Origin of the sequence: Streptomyces albus subsp. albus, from assembly GCF_000725885.1 — a bacterium.
Lineage (GTDB): Bacteria > Actinomycetota > Actinomycetes > Streptomycetales > Streptomycetaceae > Streptomyces > Streptomyces albus.
Genome location: NZ_JODR01000015.1, coordinates 58995 through 72626, shown reverse-complemented (window position 1 = coordinate 72626; position 13632 = coordinate 58995). Strand labels below are relative to the sequence as shown.

Here is a 13632-nt window from a genome sequence, read left to right as displayed (position 1 = left end):
CGGAACACCAGTCCGGGTTAGGCTCAAGACATGCATGCCTGGCCCGCTACCGAGGTCCCCGTCCTGCCCGGACAGGGCCGCGACCTCGACATCCACGACACCGCGACCGGGGGACGGGTGACCCTCACCCCCGGTCCTGTCGCCCGTATCTATGTGTGTGGCATCACGCCCTACGACGCCACCCATCTGGGACACGCGGCGACCTACAACGCGTTCGACCTCGTCCAGCGCGTGTGGCTCGACACCAAGCGGCAGGTTCACTACATACAGAACGTCACCGACGTCGACGACCCGCTGCTGGAGCGGGCCGTCGCCACGGGGGAGGACTGGACGGCCCTCGCCGAACGGGAAACCGCCCTCTTCCGTGAGGACATGACGGCTCTTCGGATGCTGCCGCCGAAGCACTACATCGGTGCCGTCGAGTCCATCCCGAAGATCGTGCCCCTGGTCGAGCGGCTGCGCGACGCCGGCGCCGCCTACGAACTCGACGGCGACATCTACTTCTCCGTCGAGGCCGACCCGCACTTCGGCGAGGTGTCGGGCTACGACACCGAGACGATGCGGCTGCTGTCCGCCGAACGCGGCGGCGACCCCGAACGGCCGGGGAAGAAGAACCCCCTCGACCCGATGCTGTGGACGGCGGCCCGCGAGGGCGAGCCGCACTGGGACGGCGGCTCCCTCGGCCCCGGCCGTCCCGGCTGGCACATCGAGTGCGTCGCCATCGCCCTGGAGCACCTGGGCATGGGCTTCGACGTCCAGGGCGGCGGCTCCGACCTCGTCTTCCCGCACCACGAGATGGGGGCCTCGCACGCGCAGGCGCTCACCGGCGAGCACCCCTTCGCCCGCACCTACGTGCACGCCGGCATGGTGGCGCTGGACGGCGAGAAGATGTCCAAGTCCAAGGGGAACCTCGTCTTCGTCTCCCAGCTGCGCAGGGACGGCGTCGATCCCGCCGCCGTCCGGCTCGCGCTGCTGGCCCACCACTACCGCTCCGACTGGGAGTACACCGACGCCGTTCTGGAGGCGGCCGAGGACCGGCTCGCGCGCTGGCGCAGCGCCGTCTCGCGGCCGGACGGCCCGCCGGCGGAGCCCGTGCTCGAAGCGGTCAGGGCCGCCCTCGCCGACGACCTGGACGCCCCCGCGGCGCTGGCTGCGGTGGACGCCTGGGCCGAGGAGCAGGCGACGCGCGGCGGCAGCGACGAAGGGGCGCCGGGGCTGATCTCCCGCACGGTGGACGCCCTGCTCGGGGTCGCCCTGTAAGCACGTGTCCCACCCGCCGCCCTCACACCCGGGGGCGGCGGCTTCCGTGCGCGGCGGTGATCCGCGTGTGCCGGGACGGGGATTCCGTACGCCGGGACGGTGAGTGACGCCCGGTGACAGGACCGGCGGTGCCGATGAGGACGGCACCGCCGGTTCGTCGTATGCGCTCCCCGGGAGGTCGGGCGTGCGCGGGGCCCGGCCCGTCGTGCGGAGGGCCGGTCCGTCGCGCGGGGCCGGTCCCCATGGCTGGCCCGTCCGCCGCGTGCGGGGCCCGCAGCCGCGGGCGGGAGCCGCGCGGGGGAGGGCCGCGACGGGCCGAGGGGCCGGGCGGGCCCGTCAGTCGTCGCCCTCCTGGGTGTCGTCCGGCTTCGGCGGCTCGGCGCCGGGCTTGGGAGGCGGCGGCTGCTGGCCGGAGTCCCGGTGGTAGGGCGGCGCGCCGGGGGTGGAACCGCCGTCCCGGCGGCGCAGATAGCGTTCGAACTCCTTGGCGATGGCCTCGCCCGAGGCCTCCGGCAGCTCGGCCGTGTCGCGGGCCTCTTCGAGTGACTGCACGTACTCGGCGACCTCGCTGTCCTCCGCGGCGAGCTGGTCGACGCCCAGCTGCCAGGCCCGGGCGTCCTCGGGCAGCTCGCCCATCGGGATGCGCACGCCCAGCAGGTCCTCCAGCCGGTTGAGGAGGGCGAGCGTCGCCTTGGGGTTGGGCGGCTGCGAGACGTAGTGCGGTACGGCCGCCCACAGGCTGGCGGCGGGCACGCCCGCGTGGGTGCACGCCTCCTGGAGGATGCCGACGATGCCGGTCGGGCCCTCGTACCGGGTCTCCTCCAGATCCATGGTGCGGGCCAGGTCCGCGTCGGAGGTCACGGCGGTGACCGGGACCGGGCGGGTGTGCGGGGTGTCGCCGAGCAGCGCGCCCATCACCACGACGAGTTCGACACCCAGCTCGTGGGCGAAGCCGAGGATCTCGTTGCAGAAGGTGCGCCACCGCATGCTGGGCTCGATCCCGCGGACCAGTACGAGATCGCGGCGTTTGCCCTTGCCGTCGGCGTCCTCCACGCGGACGACGGAGAGCCGGGTGGTGGGCCAGGTGACCTTGCGCGCCCCGTCCTCCATGAAGACCTGCGGGCGGTTGACCTGGAAGTCGTAGTAGTCCTCCGCGTCGAGTGCGGCGAACACCTCGCCCTTCCACTCCCGCTCCAGGTGTGCGACCGCGGTGGAGGCGGCGTCCCCAGCGTCGTTCCAGCCCTCGAACGCGGCCACCATGACTGGGTCGACCAGCTCGGGAACCCCCTCCAGCTCGATCACCCAGCGCCTCCTTACCTTGCGTCCTACTGCCGTTCTGCCTGCTGTCGCCGGCCGCCGCCACTGCCGCTGCCAGCGCTCTTTCGTGCGAGCCCCAGCCTACGGCGTGACGGTGGCGGGACCGCAGCCCCCGCGCCCCCTCGAATCGCCGGCGCACGCCCCTGGACGGAGTACCGGCGCGAGGGCTATACATCGGACCTATGAGCAGAGGTCCGATGTATCGCCTCACCGAGGTCGACGTGTACGACGTCCGCTTCCCGACCTCTGAGCACAGCGACGGTTCGGACGCCATGAACCCCGACCCCGACTACTCCGCCGCCTACGTGGTCCTGCGCACCGACGCCCCCGACGGGCACGAGGGCCACGGCTTCTGCTTCACCATCGGCCGCGGCAACGATGTCGTCGTCGCCGCGATCCGGGCCCTGCGCCCCTACCTGGCGGGCTGCCCGCTCGACGCGGTCACCTCGGACCTGGGAGGGCTCCACCGCCGGCTCACCCACGACTCGCAACTGCGCTGGCTCGGCCCCGAGAAGGGGGTCGCGCACATGGCGGCCGGGGCCGTCGTCAACGCTGCCTGGGACCTGGCGGCCAAACGCGCCGGACAGCCCCTGTGGGCGTACCTGGCCTCGCTCAGCCCCGAGGAACTGGTCGCACTCGTCGACTTCCGGCATCTGACCGACGCGCTCACCCCGCAGGAGGCCCTCGGCCTGCTGCGCGCCGCCGAGCCCGGCCGTGAGCGCCGTGCAGCCGCACTCCGCGAGACCGGCTACCCCGCCTACACCACCTCGCCCGGCTGGCTGGGCTACTCCGACGAGAAACTGGTCGCCCTCGCCCGCCGGGCCGTCGCCGACGGCTTCACCCAGATCAAACTGAAGGTCGGCGCCGACCTCGGCCAGGACCTCCACCGTCTGCGGCTGGTGCGCGAGGCCGTCGGCCCGCAGGTGCGGATCGCCCTGGACGCCAACCAGCGCTGGGAGCGCGAGGAGGCGGTGCGCTGGATGCGGGAGCTCGCCGCGTTCGACCCGTACTGGATCGAGGAGCCCACCAGCCCCGACGACATCCTCGGCCACGCCCATGTACGCGCCCGCCAGCCCGTGCCCGTCGCCACCGGCGAACACGCCGCCAACCGCATCGTCTTCAAGCAGCTCCTCCAGGCGGAGGCGGTCGACGTGGTGCAGATCGACGCCACGCGCGTCGCCGGGGTCAACGAGAACCTGGCCATCCTGCTGCTCGCCGCCAAGTTCGGGGTGCCGGTGTGCCCGCACGCGGGCGGCGTGGGCCTGTGCGAACTCGTGCAGCACCTGGCCATGTTCGACTTCGTCGCCGTCTCCGGCACCCGTGAGGGCCGCGTCATCGAGTACGTCGACCACCTCCACGAGCACTTCGCCGACCCCGCCGTCGTCCGGGACGGCCACTACCGGGCCCCCACCGCACCCGGCTTCTCCGCCCGGATGCACGACCACTCGCTGGCCGCCCACCGCTACCCGGACGGGCCGGTGTGGCGCGACCGCCCCGGGCACGACGCGCACCCGCTCCACCCGCAGTCCGGACAGGAGGGACCCCGATGAGCCGATCCCCGCAGCCCGCAGGCGCCTTCGAGGGCGTGCCGGCGCTCGTCACCGGCGGCGGCTCCGGCATCGGTGCCGCCGTCGCCGCGCTGCTGACCGCGCGCGGGGCCCGCGTCGCCGTGCTCGACCGGGACCCGGGCGGCGCCCCCGAGGGCACCCTCGCGCTGGAGGCCGACGTCACCGACGAGGGCGCCGTACGGGCGGCCGTCGAGCGGGCGGCGGCCGAACTCGGCGGACTCCAGGTGGTCGTCGCCAACGCGGGCATCGGCGCCACCGGCACCGTGGAGGACAACGACGACGAGGAGTGGCGGCACGTCCTCGACGTCAACCTGCTCGGCGTCGTACGGACCGACCGGGCGGCGCTGCCCCACCTGCGGAGGGCCGCGGCCGGCCGGCCCGGCGCCGCCTCCCTCACCCACACCTGCTCCATCGCGGCCACCGCCGGACTGCCGCAGCGCGCCCTGTACTCCGCGAGCAAGGGCGCCCTGTACTCCCTCACCCTGGCCATGGCCGCCGACCACGTACGCGAGGGCATACGCGTCAACTGCGTCAACCCCGGGACCGTGGACACCCCGTGGGTGGGCCGCCTGCTGGACCGTGCCCAGGACCCCGCCGCCGAACGGGCGGCGCTGGAGGCCCGGCAGCCGACCGGGCGGCTCGTTTGGCCCGAGGAGGTCGCCGAGGCCGTCGCCCACCTGGCCGACCCCCGCGCCGGCGCCGTCACCGGCACCGCCCTGGCCGTGGACGGGGGCATGCAGGGCCTGCGTCTGCGCCCGGAGCCCCGGTGACGGCGGCGCAACGGCCCGCACCGCGGCGGCTTCCCCTGCTCGGCCTCGGCTGTGCCCAGCTCGGCAACCTGGGCACGGCGATGTCCGAGGAGCGGGCGCACGCAGTGGTGCAGGCCGCGCTGGAGTCGGGATGCCACCACTTCGACACCGCCCCGCACTACGGCGTGGGGCTCTCCGAGGAGCGGCTGGGGCGGGCCCTCGCCGGAGTGCCGCGCCACACCTACTCCCTCTCCACCAAGGCCGGCCGCAGGCTGCGCCCCCTCGCCCCGGGCGAATCCGCCCCCGGTGAGGGCTTCGTGGACACGCCGCCGCGCGCCCGGGTGTGGGACTTCAGCCGTGACGGCATCCACCGCACCCTGGAGGACTCGCTGGCCCGGCTGGGCACCGACCACGTCGAGATCGCCTTCCTGCACGACGTCGAGCACCACCTCCCGCAGGTGCGGGCCACCGGGTACGCGGCGCTGGCCGAACTGCGCGACCAGAAGGTGGTGGGCCGGATCGGCTTCGGCATGAACCACAGCGACCATCTCGCCCGTCTGGTGGCCGAGTACGACGTGGATGTGGTGCTGTGCGCCGGGCGGTGGACCCTGCTGGACCGCTCCGCCTTCGACGACCTGCTGCCGGTGTGCGCGCGGCGCGGCACCGAGGTGCTCGTCGGCGGCGTCTACAACTCCGGACTGCTGGCCGACCCCGGCCCCCGGGCCAGTTACGACTACCGTCCCGCCCCCGCCCACCTCGTCGAGCGCGCCCGGCGGACCGCCGCCGTCTGCGCCCGGCACGGCGTACCGCTGCGGGCGGCGGCGCTGCGCTTCCCCTTCGGGCACCCGGCCGTCACCGCCGCCGTGGTCGGCGCCGCCGCGCCCGACGAGGTGCTGGAGAACGCCCGGCTCGCCCGGCAGGACATCCCCGCACAGCTGTGGCGGGACCTGGTCGCCGAGGGGCTGCTGGACGACGACCTGCCCGTGCCCACGCCGCCCGCCGAGAGGATTGGCCCGTCATGATCCGCATCGACGCCCACCATCACCTGTGGGACCTCTCCCGGCGCTCCCTGCCCTGGATGAACGGCGCCTGGGCGGCACCGATCCGCCGCACCTGGACCGAGCGGGACCTCCTCCCGCACCTGGCCGCCCACGACATCACCGCCACCGTCGTCGTCCAGGCGTGCCACTCCACGGGGGAGACGGCGGAACTGCTCGCCGTCAAGGAGAGTTCGCGGCACATCGCCGCGGTCGTGGGCTGGGCCGATCTGACGGCACCCGGCGGTCCCGCGCTCCCCGCCGGGCTCGCCGGCGTCCGGCACCAGGTGCAGGACGAGGCGGACCCCGCGTGGCTGTGCCGCCCCGACGTCAGACGCGGACTGGCCGCGGTCGCCCGTGCCGGGCTCGTCTACGACCTGCTCGTCACCCCGCGGGAGTTGCCCGCCGCCGTGGCGACCGCCGAGGCGCTGCCCGAACTCTCCTTCGTGCTCGACCACGCGGCCAAACCCCCGGTGGCGGCGGGGGAGTGGGAGCCGTGGGCCACCGGGCTGCGCCGCCTCGCCGCGCTGCCCAACGTCTCGTGCAAGCTGTCCGGTCTGGTCACCGAGGCCGACTGGGGCGGCTGGACGAAACAGCAGCTTTTGCCCTACGCCCGTCACGTGCTGGAGACCTTCGGCCCCGACCGGGTGCTGTACGGGTCCGACTGGCCGGTGTGCACCCTGGCCGCCTACTACGACGAGGTCGCCGCGCTCGCGGAGGAGGCCACCGCCCATCTCGCTCCTGCCGAACGCGCCGCGGTCTTCGGCGGCAACGCCGCCCGCGTCTACGGGGTGGCCGCCCCGCAACGGGCGTGAGCGCGCGTCCCGCATCGCCTAGGGTGGGGCGCACCCGTTCGAACCGACCGAACCCCCGGGAGCGTTCCGTGGCACACGAACCCACCGCTTCACCGGCCCCCGACCACGACCCGGCGCACGAGGGGGACCGTGCCGCCGAGACGCCGGGCACGGACGACGGACCCGGGCTGTTCTCCCCGGGCTTCAGCTCCCCCTCCTTCGGCAGCCCCCACCTGGCGGCCGGTTCGGAGCTGGGCGAGGACGAGGCGGAACGCGTACGGGACGCCGTGGCGGAGGCCGACGACGCCGCTGCCGACGCCGACGCCGACGCCGCTCCCGGCGAACGTCCGGGACCCGGGGACGCCGCGCCGGGCGGCACGGGTCACGCCGCACGCTGACCGCGGCCGGTCGCGGCCCCGTACTGACCGCGACCGCCGTACCGCCGCGACCCCCGACCGACAGCGACCGCCGACCGACCGTGACCGCCGTGCCGGCGCCCCTGCCGCGCGCAGGTCAGGAGCCCCGCGCAGGCATCGGGCGCCGCACCGGCCGGTGCCGGCGGGGCCTCACAGGGTCGAGCGCAGCCACTGCTCGACGCTGGCGATGTGCACCGTGGCCCAGGAACGGGCGGCCTCCGCGTCCCGTGCGCGCAGGGCGCCCAGGATCTGACGGTGCTCGTGCAGGGTGCGGCTCACGGCGTCCTGCTGGGTGAGTCCGCGCCAGACGCGCGCCCGGGTGGTGGGCCCGGACAGGCCGTCGAGCAGGGAGCACAGGACGCCGTTGCCCGAGGCGGCCACGATCCGCCGGTGGAACTCCAGGTCGGCGGCGACCAGTTCCTCCACGGACGGCTCGTCTCCCAGGGCGTCGAGCTGCGCCGCCAGCGCGTCCAGCTCCTCCTCGGCGATCAGCGGACAGGCCAGCCCGGTGGCGGCGGGCTCCAGGATGCGGCGGACCGCGAGGAACTCCAGCACCGTGTCGTCGCGGTGGAAGTCCACGACGAAGCTCATGGCCTCCAGCAGCAGCCGCGGGTCGAGGCTGGTCACATAGGTGCCGTCGCCCTGGCGCACGTCCAGGACGCGGATGAGGGCGAGGGCCCGCACCGCCTCGCGCAGGGAGTTGCGCGACAGTCCCAGCCCGGCGGCCAGCTCGCTCTCCTTCGGCAGCCGGTCGCCGGGGCGCAGCGCCCCCGAGACGATCATCCCCTTGATCTTCTCGATCGCCTCATCGGTGACCGCCACGCTGCCTCCCCAAAGACATCCGATGTCTCGCGTTCATTATGACTCCCGAGGACGGCACCAGCCGCTCCGGTAGTCCGCCCAGTCCCGGGCCGTCGCAGCGAAATCGACATATGCGGCGACGCCGAACCGCCGGCGGCCGGGGTCCTCGCGGCCCAGCCCCAGCCGCACCCCGCGGACCGCCGCGGCGACGGTCTCGGCCCCGGCATGGTGCCCGAGGTCGTCGGTGTGGAAGAACGGCAGCCCCATCAGCAGGTCCACATCCTTCGGCGCGACCTGGAGGGCCAGCCGCGTCTGGTGGGCCACATAGCCGCCGTACAGGCTCTGGAGCGGCAGCCAGGTGTCGTAGGACATCAGCGCGATCTGGTCCACGCGCCGTGCGACCCGGCCGAAGTACCGCTGGGACCACCACTTGCCCTCCCCGGTGGTGGTCTCGCCCACGTGGTGCAGCCCGGGCAGGGGGTCGATCTGGTGCGCCGCGACGGACAGCACCCCGTCCCGGGCGTGGACGGCCGGGCGCAGCCGGTCCAGCAGCCGCAGATAGGCGCCGTCGTCCGAGGGCAGCGGCTCCAGATCGAGGTGCACGCCGTCGAAGCCGGCCGCGAGCACCCGCCGGGCACTGGCCACGATCCGCTTCCGCGCCGCCGGGTCGGCCAGCCGCAGCCCGTCGCGCCGGCCCTCCTGACGGACCAGCCTGTCGCCCAGCCACGCCTGCACCCGTACACCGGGCAGCTCCCGTTCGACCGCGCGCAGCAGCCAGTGCGCGCGGGGGAAGCGTGCGGCGGGCAGTGAGCCGTCGTGCTCCAGCGGTCCGGTGTGGACGTACAGGTCGCGGATGCCGGTGCCCGCCATCCGCCGCTTGAGGGCGCGCAGGTCCGCCGCGTCGCGCCGGCCGTCCACCCAGGCGTGTCCCAGCCACAGCGCGTCCCGCCCCCGGGTGCGGGCCTCGGCGGACGGGTCTCCCGCGTACGCGAGCCGCAGTGCCGTGGCGGCGCCCGCCACCGGCAGCAGGACGAGCACCGCCAGGGCGAGGGCGGTCAGCACGAGGGCGCGCCGCATCCGGGTCCGGCCCGGCAGCCGCGGCCCGCGGCGCCGGCCCGTGCGGCCCTCCTCGGGCGGGGCCGGAAGAGGTGGCTCCTGTCCGGTCCCGGCACCGGGTTCCCCGGCTCGCTCCGGCTTCATCCCCGCTTCGGCGTGCATGCGGGCGACGGTGCCATCCGGCGGGGCGCGGCGGGGGAGCGGAGGGTGCTTCGTTACCGAATTGCCGAACTGGTGCGCGGTCCTCCCGGGGGGGCGACGGGCGCGCCGCCGGGGAGGACCGGCCCGGTGCGGTCCGCCGCCGGGTGGCCCGGGAACGCCGAAGGGGCGTGCCCCGCCGTGCGGTGCACGCCCCTCGGTCCGGCTCACCGCCGGCGGGCGCTGTCTCAGCCGCGCCGCTGGGCCAGCATCTCCTCGATGCGGGCGCGGACCTCGTCGGTGTCCAGGCCGCGGATCGTGAGGGTGGTGCGGCGACGGGCGACGTCGTCGACCGTCTCGGCCCACTCGTGGTCACGGGCGTAGACGACCTGGGCCCAGATCTCGGGGCCGTCGGGGTGGATCCGCTCGCCGAGCGCGGGGTCCTCGTTGACCAGGCGGGCGATGTCGAAGGACAGCGAGCCGTAGTGGGTGGCCAGCTGACGGGCGGTCAGCGGGTCCATCCGTACGCCGGGCTCGCGGTCCACCAGCAGCCGGTGCGCCACCGCGTTCGGGTTCGAGATGCCGGGCAGCGGGGTGCGCCGCACCAGCTCCTTGACCGGCACGCTGTCCTCGGTGAGCGTGCCGCCGGGCAGCTTCTCCAGCTTGTTCATCACCGTACGGCCGATGTGGCGGTAGGTGGTCCACTTGCCGCCGGCCACCGACAGCATGCCGCCCCGGCCCTCGGAGACGACCGTCTCGCGCTTGGCGGACTCCACGCCGCCGGGCCCGCCCGGCAGCACCCGCAGCCCAGCGAAGGCGTAGGTCATCAGATCGCGGTCCAGGTCGGCGTCGCGCACCGAGAACGCGGCCTCGTCCAGGATCTGCTGGATGTCGGACTCGGTGGCCCGCACGTCCGCGGGGTCGCCGGTGTACTCCTCGTCGGTGGTGCCCAGCAGCAGCTGGTCCTCCCACGGGAGGGCGAAGGTGATGCGGTACTTGTCGATGGGCGTGGCCATCGCGGCCCGCCACGGCGACTTGCGCTTGAGCACCAGGTGGGCGCCCTTGGACAGGCGGATGGAGGGCGCCGCACCGCTGTCCTCCATCTTGCGCAGGTGGTCCACCCAGGGGCCGGTCGCGTTGAGCACCAGACGGGCGTTGACGCCGAACTCGGTGCCGTCCAGCCGGTCCTTCAGCTCGGCGCCGGTGACCCGGCCGCGGGTGAAGCGCAGCCCGGTGACCTCGGCGTGGTTGAGGACGACGGCGCCGGACTCGACGGCGGCGCGGACGGTCATCACGGCCATCCGCGAGTCGTTCATCTGGTGGTCGCCGTAGACGGCGACGGCCCGCAGGTTGTCGGTGCGCAGCGCCGGGTTGTCGGCGGCGGCCTTCGCCGGGGAGATGACCCGGCCGACGCCGTCACCGAAGGCGGACAGCGCCGAGTAGGCGAAGACGCCGGCGCCCAGCTTGGCCGCGCCGTGCGGGCCGCCCTTGTAGACGGGCAGGTAGAAGGTGAGCGGGTTGACCAGGTGCGGTGCCACGTCCTTGGCCAGCACCCGCCGCTCGTGGTGGTTCTCCGCGACCAGCTTGACCGCGCCGGTCTGCAGGTACCGCAGCCCGCCGTGCACCAGCTTCGAGGACGCGGAGGAGGTGGCGCCGGCGAAGTCGCCGGCGTCCACCATGGCCACCCGCAGTCCCGACTGCGCCGCATGCCAGGCGACCGAGGTCCCCAGGATGCCGCCGCCTATGACCAGCAGGTCGTACGTCGCGTTCGCGAGCAGCCCTCTGGTCTCTGCACGGCCAGGGTTGCTGCCGGCAGTCGGGTGCGTCCCGAGGGTGGGGACGCTCTGCAGGGTGTTCATCGCTCTCAGCTCTCCTCTTCGATCCAGCCCTTGGTCCGTTCCACGGCCTTGAGCCAGTTCCGGTATTCCCGCTCACGCGTGTCGGCGTCCATGCGGGGGGTCCATTCGGCGGCGCGCTTCCAGTTGGCCCGCAGCTCGTCGGTGTCCGACCAGAAGCCGACGGCCAGTCCGGCCGCGTACGCCGCGCCGAGACAGGTCGTCTCGGCCACCATCGGGCGGACGACCGGTGCGTCCAGGACGTCCGAGATGGTCTGCATCAGCAGGTTGTTGGCGGTCATGCCGCCGTCCACCTTCAGCGCGGACAGCTCGACGCCGGAGTCCTTCTGCATGGCGTCGACGATCTCCCGCGTCTGCCAGGCGGTCGCCTCCAGGACGGCGCGGGCCAGGTGCGCCTTGGTCACATAGCGGGTCAGACCCGCGATGACGCCACGCGCGTCCGAACGCCAGTACGGGGCGAACAGTCCGGAGAAGGCCGGCACGAAGTAGGCGCCGCCGTTGTCCTCCACCGAGCTGGCCAGCGTCTCGATCTCGGCGGCGCTGTTGATCAGCCCCATCTGGTCGCGCATCCACTGCACCAGCGAACCGGTGACGGCGATGGAGCCCTCCAGCGCGAAGACCGGCTCCTGGTCGCCGATGCGGTAGCCGACGGTGGTCAGCAGCCCGTTGTAGGAGTTGACCGGCTGGTGGCCGGTGTTCATCAGCAGGAAGGTGCCGGTGCCGTAGGTCGACTTGGCCTCACCCTGGTCGAAGCAGGTCTGGCCGAACAGCGCCGCCTGCTGGTCGCCCAGCGCGGAGGCCACGGGCAGCCCGGCCAGGTCCCCGGTGGCCTCGCCGTACACCTCGGCGGACGAGCGGATCTCGGGCAGCACCGCCATGGGCACCCCGATGGACGCGCAGATCTTCTCGTCCCAGTCCATGGTGTGCAGGTTCATCAGCAGGGTGCGCGAGGCGTTGGTGACGTCGGTGACGTGCCTGCCGCCGTCCGGGCCGCCGGTGAGGTTCCAGATGACCCAGGAGTCCATGGTGCCGAAGAGGATCTCGCCCTTCTCGGCGCGCTCCCGCAGCCCCTCGACGTTGTCCAGCAGCCAGCGGATCTTCGGCCCGGCGAAGTAGGAGGCCAGCGGCAGCCCCGTCTCGCGGCGGAAGCGGTCCTGCCCCACGTTGCGGCCCAGCTCCCGGCAGAGCCCGTCGGTGCGGGTGTCCTGCCAGACGATGGCGTTGTGCACCGGCCTGCCGGTCGCCTTCTCCCACAGCACGGTCGTCTCGCGCTGGTTGGTGATGCCGAGCGCCAGGACGTCGTCCTTGGTGATCCCGGCCTTCTCCATGGCGCCCTTGACGACCTGCTGGACGTTGGTCCAGATCTCCGCCGCGTCGTGCTCCACCCAGCCCGGCTTGGGGAGTATCTGCTCGTGCTCCTTCTGGTCGACCGCGACGATGCGGCCGTCCTTGTCGAAGACGATGCAGCGGCTGGAGGTGGTGCCCTGGTCGATGGCCGCGATGAACGGGCCGCCGCCGTGCGCGGAGGCGTGGGTCTCGTGGGTGTCGCTCATGCTGTGTCTGCTCCGATGCGTCGTGGGTTCGGTCTGCCTCTCGGTGCTCTGGCGCACCCGCTATCCCCAGGCGAGGTTGTACAGGCCGGCGGCGATGGCGGCGCCGGCCAGCGGACCCACCACGGGAACCCAGGCGTAGGCCCAGTCGCTGCCGCCCTTGTTGGGCAGCGGCAGCAGGGCGTGCACGATGCGGGGGCCCAGGTCACGGACCGGGTTGATCGCGTAGCCGGTAGGGCCGCCCAGGGAGAGACCGATACCGACGACGACCAGCGCGGTGATCAGGGCGCCCAGTGTGCTCAGCCCCTTGCCGTTGGCGCTCAGGCCCTGGGTGAGGATCGCGAAGATGAGGACGAAGGTGGCGATGACCTCGGTGAGGAAGTTCAGGAAGGGGTGGCGCACCTCGGGGGAGGTGAAGAAGACGCCGTGCACGGGGCCCGGGTTCGCGTTCTTCATCTCGGCCGCCTCGGGGTCGCGGAGCGTGACCTGGAACTGGCTGTAGTAGGCCAGCCACACCAGGACGGCGCCGAGCATGGCGCCCAGCAGCTCGCTGCCCATGTAGACCGGTACGTCGCCCCAGCTGATGTCGCCCTTGATCGCGAGCGCCAGGGTGACGGCCGGGTTGAGGTGCGCGCCGGAGGGCTGGGCGATGTAGGCGCCCGTGAGAACCGCGAAGCCCCAGCCGAAGGCGACGGCCACCCAACCGGCCTCGAACGCCTTGGAGCGCTTCAGATTGACGGCGGCGCACACGCCGCCACCGAGGAGGATCAGCACCATGGTGCCGGTGACCTCACTCGCGAAGATGTCGGAGCTGGACACCCGCGACTCCTTTGTCCTTTTGTCCAGATTGGATAAGCGGGTCGGTCGGCCGATCCGGTCGGCTGAGCGTCCGGTGTTCGACAATGTCGACCGCTGAACGGCAACCTTTCTCCTTCATGAAGACCACGTCAAGGGGGTGTGACGGATCACTCTTGAGAGCCATCCTGCGACCCGCGCAGCCGTCCGGCATGTCGGGACGGCCCAGGGTGCCCGGCCGCCTCCGGACGGTCACCGCCGGCGCCGGCCGCCGCACCCGGACCGCACCCGGACC

General features: G+C 73.4%; 12 protein-coding genes. 6 read left to right on the top strand and 6 right to left on the bottom strand.

Going from position 1 to position 13632, the window contains the following annotated elements:
- Nucleotides 1–30: 30 nt before the first annotated feature.
- Nucleotides 31–1260, top strand: a complete 1230-nt coding sequence (mshC, locus tag IO40_RS0117790) for a cysteine--1-D-myo-inosityl 2-amino-2-deoxy-alpha-D-glucopyranoside ligase (protein ID WP_016467872.1) — start codon at nt 31–33, stop codon at nt 1258–1260.
- Nucleotides 1261–1596: 336 nt separating this feature from the next.
- On the opposite strand, the gene IO40_RS0117785 is transcribed toward mshC, so the two are convergent.
- Entirely contained in the window at nt 1597–2562 is a 966-nt protein-coding gene (locus tag IO40_RS0117785) for a PAC2 family protein (RefSeq protein WP_016467871.1), read from the bottom strand.
- A gap of 197 nt (nt 2563–2759) precedes the next feature.
- Between IO40_RS0117785 and IO40_RS0117780 the strand changes: the two genes are divergently transcribed.
- The 5 genes from IO40_RS0117780 (at nt 2760) to IO40_RS0117760 (ending at nt 7123) form a co-directional block, all read left to right on the top strand.
- Nucleotides 2760–4127, top strand: coding sequence for an enolase C-terminal domain-like protein (locus tag IO40_RS0117780; protein WP_234029740.1), 1368 nt, complete (start codon nt 2760–2762; stop codon nt 4125–4127).
- On the top strand, nt 4124–4915 hold the full coding sequence (locus tag IO40_RS0117775; RefSeq protein WP_016467869.1) for an SDR family NAD(P)-dependent oxidoreductase: 792 nt from the start codon (nt 4124–4126) through the stop codon (nt 4913–4915). The genes IO40_RS0117780 and IO40_RS0117775 overlap by 4 nt, the downstream gene beginning before the upstream one ends.
- Nucleotides 4912–5916 carry an aldo/keto reductase gene (locus tag IO40_RS0117770; protein WP_016467868.1) on the top strand — a complete coding sequence of 335 codons (1005 nt, stop codon included), beginning with the start codon at nt 4912–4914 and terminating at the stop codon, nt 5914–5916. The genes IO40_RS0117775 and IO40_RS0117770 overlap by 4 nt, the downstream gene beginning before the upstream one ends.
- Complete coding sequence (locus IO40_RS0117765; RefSeq protein ID WP_016467867.1) at nt 5913–6746, top strand: amidohydrolase family protein; 834 nt, start codon at nt 5913–5915, stop codon at nt 6744–6746. Before IO40_RS0117770 ends, IO40_RS0117765 begins: the two co-directional genes overlap by 4 nt.
- A 68-nt stretch (nt 6747–6814) precedes the next feature.
- Nucleotides 6815–7123: a hypothetical protein gene (locus tag IO40_RS0117760; protein WP_016467866.1), complete on the top strand. Its 309-nt coding sequence runs from the start codon at nt 6815–6817 to the stop codon at nt 7121–7123.
- A 168-nt stretch (nt 7124–7291) separates the two neighbouring features.
- Here the strand turns inward: IO40_RS0117760 and IO40_RS0117755 are convergent, their stop codons facing one another.
- The 5 genes from IO40_RS0117755 to IO40_RS0117735 all read right to left on the bottom strand — a co-directional run bounded on the left by IO40_RS0117755 (nt 7292) and on the right by IO40_RS0117735 (nt 13361).
- Entirely contained in the window at nt 7292–7963 is a 672-nt protein-coding gene (locus IO40_RS0117755; protein WP_016467865.1) for a FadR/GntR family transcriptional regulator, read from the bottom strand.
- A 36-nt stretch (nt 7964–7999) separates the two neighbouring features.
- Complete coding sequence (locus IO40_RS0117750; protein ID WP_016467864.1) at nt 8000–9160, bottom strand: glycoside hydrolase family 18 protein; 1161 nt, start codon at nt 9158–9160, stop codon at nt 8000–8002.
- Between the two features lie 224 nt (nt 9161–9384).
- On the bottom strand, nt 9385–10995 hold the full coding sequence (locus IO40_RS0117745) for a glycerol-3-phosphate dehydrogenase/oxidase (RefSeq protein ID WP_030408273.1): 1611 nt from the start codon (nt 10993–10995) through the stop codon (nt 9385–9387).
- A gap of 5 nt (nt 10996–11000) precedes the next feature.
- Nucleotides 11001–12545, bottom strand: coding sequence for a glycerol kinase GlpK (gene glpK, locus IO40_RS0117740; protein ID WP_016467862.1), 1545 nt, complete (start codon nt 12543–12545; stop codon nt 11001–11003).
- 60 nt (nt 12546–12605) lie between these two features.
- Complete coding sequence (locus IO40_RS0117735) at nt 12606–13361, bottom strand: MIP/aquaporin family protein (protein ID WP_016467861.1); 756 nt, start codon at nt 13359–13361, stop codon at nt 12606–12608.
- Nucleotides 13362–13632 lie beyond the last annotated feature (271 nt).

Excerpts from the sequence above, each read along its gene's own strand:
- mshC (WP_016467872.1), top strand. The coding sequence starts at position 31 with ATGCATGCCTGGCCCGCTACCGAGGTCCCCGTCCTGCCCGGACAGGGC.
- IO40_RS0117780 (WP_234029740.1), top strand. The coding sequence starts at position 2,760 with ATGAGCAGAGGTCCGATGTATCGCCTCACCGAGGTCGACGTGTACGAC.
- IO40_RS0117775 (WP_016467869.1), top strand. The coding sequence starts at position 4,124 with ATGAGCCGATCCCCGCAGCCCGCAGGCGCCTTCGAGGGCGTGCCGGCG.
- IO40_RS0117765 (WP_016467867.1), top strand. The coding sequence starts at position 5,913 with ATGATCCGCATCGACGCCCACCATCACCTGTGGGACCTCTCCCGGCGC.
- IO40_RS0117750 (WP_016467864.1), bottom strand. The coding sequence starts at position 9,160 with ATGCACGCCGAAGCGGGGATGAAGCCGGAGCGAGCCGGGGAACCCGGT.
- IO40_RS0117745 (WP_030408273.1), bottom strand. The coding sequence starts at position 10,995 with ATGAACACCCTGCAGAGCGTCCCCACCCTCGGGACGCACCCGACTGCC.
- glpK (WP_016467862.1), bottom strand. The coding sequence starts at position 12,545 with ATGAGCGACACCCACGAGACCCACGCCTCCGCGCACGGCGGCGGCCCG.